Genomic DNA, 1,974 nt, shown 5'->3' with positions numbered 1-1,974 from the left:
GCTAGCCTGCGCGATCCTTGACCAAAGCCCCGTCGCTTGCCGAATATTATCATGTGGTTTAAAAGCGTTGCGGTCGCATCCGTCATGACCGAACGAGAATTTTTCATATGCGTATTTTTTTGCTGGGCGCTACTCCTTCGTTCAATATGGATGCCGTTTCGACGCCGTCCGGGCGGCTTGCCGCGACGGGAGGAAATTCCGGCAATCAAGTTATTGCTTACGGGCTTCTGCAGGAATTGTCCTACAGCACGGTCTCGTGGGACTATTCCATTGGCACAGATCGCGTTAATGCCGAGTATGACGTAATTGTTGTTGCCGCCGCGAACTTCTTATTCCCAGCCTTTGATTTCGCCGGCATGGCCGCCTTTATCGAGCGCACGAACCTTCCGTGCGTGATGGTCGGTGTCGGCGCCCAGTCGAACACCTTCTCCCCCGACATCGAGCTGAAGCCCGGCACGAAGCGGCTGATGGAGATCGTCTCCGAACGCAGCAAGGTGATTGGAGTGCGCGGTCCCTTCAGCGCGGAGGTGCTGGCGCATATGGGAATCAATAATGTACAGGTAACCGGCTGCCCATCTTATTACATGTCCTGCAAGCCTGAGCTTAAGATAGAAAAGCCGGCCCTGCCCCAAACGCCACGCATGGCAATCAATATGTCACGCGACGTGCTCAAACATTCGTTTGACGCCGACCAGATGCGAAAGGTCATCCGCCAAATTGCGTCGGAGGCCATTCGATATGGAGCGGACTTCATTGCCCAGACGGAAATGGATGAAATCATCCTTGCGGAATGCCCCGGCACCCCCGAAGCCGAAGCCGCGCTTGAGCGTGCGTATGGATTTTTCTCAGGCATTGCGGATGAACCCAAGCTGCGGGAATGGCTCAAGAATCATATGCGTGTTTATTGGTCCGTCGACGACTGGATCCGAGAGGTTAAGACCTGCGACTTCGTTTTTGGCCAGCGCTTTCACGGCAATATGATCGCGATCCAAAGCGGCGTGCCGGCCATGTTTGTCTGTCACGATTCACGCACGACCGAGATGTGCAGTTTCCTGGGACTTCCTTACGTTAGCCTAAAGGATCTCGACACGGTCAATGCCCGCGAGCTGTACGAGAAGGCGGACTTTGCGCCTCTGGCACGACGCTACGCGGAGCTGTATCCGGCATACAGGACCTTCCTCGAAACCAATAAGCTGCCGCACAAGCTGGGTAGCACGGTTTCAGGCGAAGTTGCCGCGGCATTGTAAGCGGGCGGCATCGCGGTCCAACGCTGCGAAGAGCAAATTAGGTAATAGATCTTATTGCAAAACAATATACCGCTGCCCCATTACTGGGACAGCGGAGTGTTTTTATGCTCTATCGCCTGACTAAGGAGCCCTGCAGAAGTCCAAATCGGAAGGGGCAAGCAGATCCGCGCTGCGGCGCACGTTAACGCATGGCGCCGCGGCGTTTACTCAGAGGGCGCCCCTGTGACTTTCCGGGGCTGGACGCGAGAGGCGAAGCGCCGTCCCGCGTGTCATTTTTTATGGAGAGATCATCCTAAATTAAAGGATACCAACAAACCGCTCGGGGATGGTCACCATTCGTTTACCCCGAATATCTTTACACGAATAAATCCCTTTGGAATCGAGCTTTGTCTCGGAAATAAATTCGCTTATTTCTTGGGAAAATGAAAAATCATCCGTTACCGAATAGCGTGTATAGGATTCGAAAAGCTTAATCATTTCCTCGTCGCTCGATCTTTGATGGAGACCAAGATTATCAGATTTCCAGTTGATCTTACGCGTCAGCTCCAATCGTTCAAGATTGGTTTTGAGATCTGCCCGTTTAAGATGGAAAAGATACAGCCTTTGATCGACGTTCGGGAAAAATGAACTCCCATGAAAGCCAGGGGACCATATAATTGGAGCCTTTGAAATAAGTGTCTTGCACATAGGTGAGACAAATTGACAGAATTTTCTTTGAGCAAGAATG

Annotated in this window: 2 protein-coding genes; one reads left to right on the top strand and one right to left on the bottom strand. The window is 52.3% G+C overall.

All coding sequences use genetic code 11. The annotated features are described in order from the left end of the window. Nucleotides 1–107: 107 nt before the first annotated feature. On the top strand, nucleotides 108–1,247 hold the full coding sequence (locus tag V5F77_RS28635) for a polysaccharide pyruvyl transferase family protein (RefSeq protein ID WP_429008446.1): 1,140 nt from the start codon (nucleotides 108–110) through the stop codon (nucleotides 1,245–1,247). A gap of 297 nt (nucleotides 1,248–1,544) precedes the next feature. Here V5F77_RS28635 and V5F77_RS28630 read toward each other — a convergent pair. Continuing rightward, a partial coding sequence (locus tag V5F77_RS28630; RefSeq protein ID WP_429008445.1) for a hypothetical protein occupies nucleotides 1,545–1,974 on the bottom strand: 430 nt, incomplete at its 5' end.

Origin of the sequence: Roseixanthobacter psychrophilus (assembly GCF_043195195.1) — a bacterium.
Classification (GTDB): Bacteria; Pseudomonadota; Alphaproteobacteria; order Rhizobiales; family Xanthobacteraceae; genus NCEH01.
Note: the sequence above shows the minus strand (reverse complement) of the source record. Positions and strands in the feature narration are given on the sequence as shown.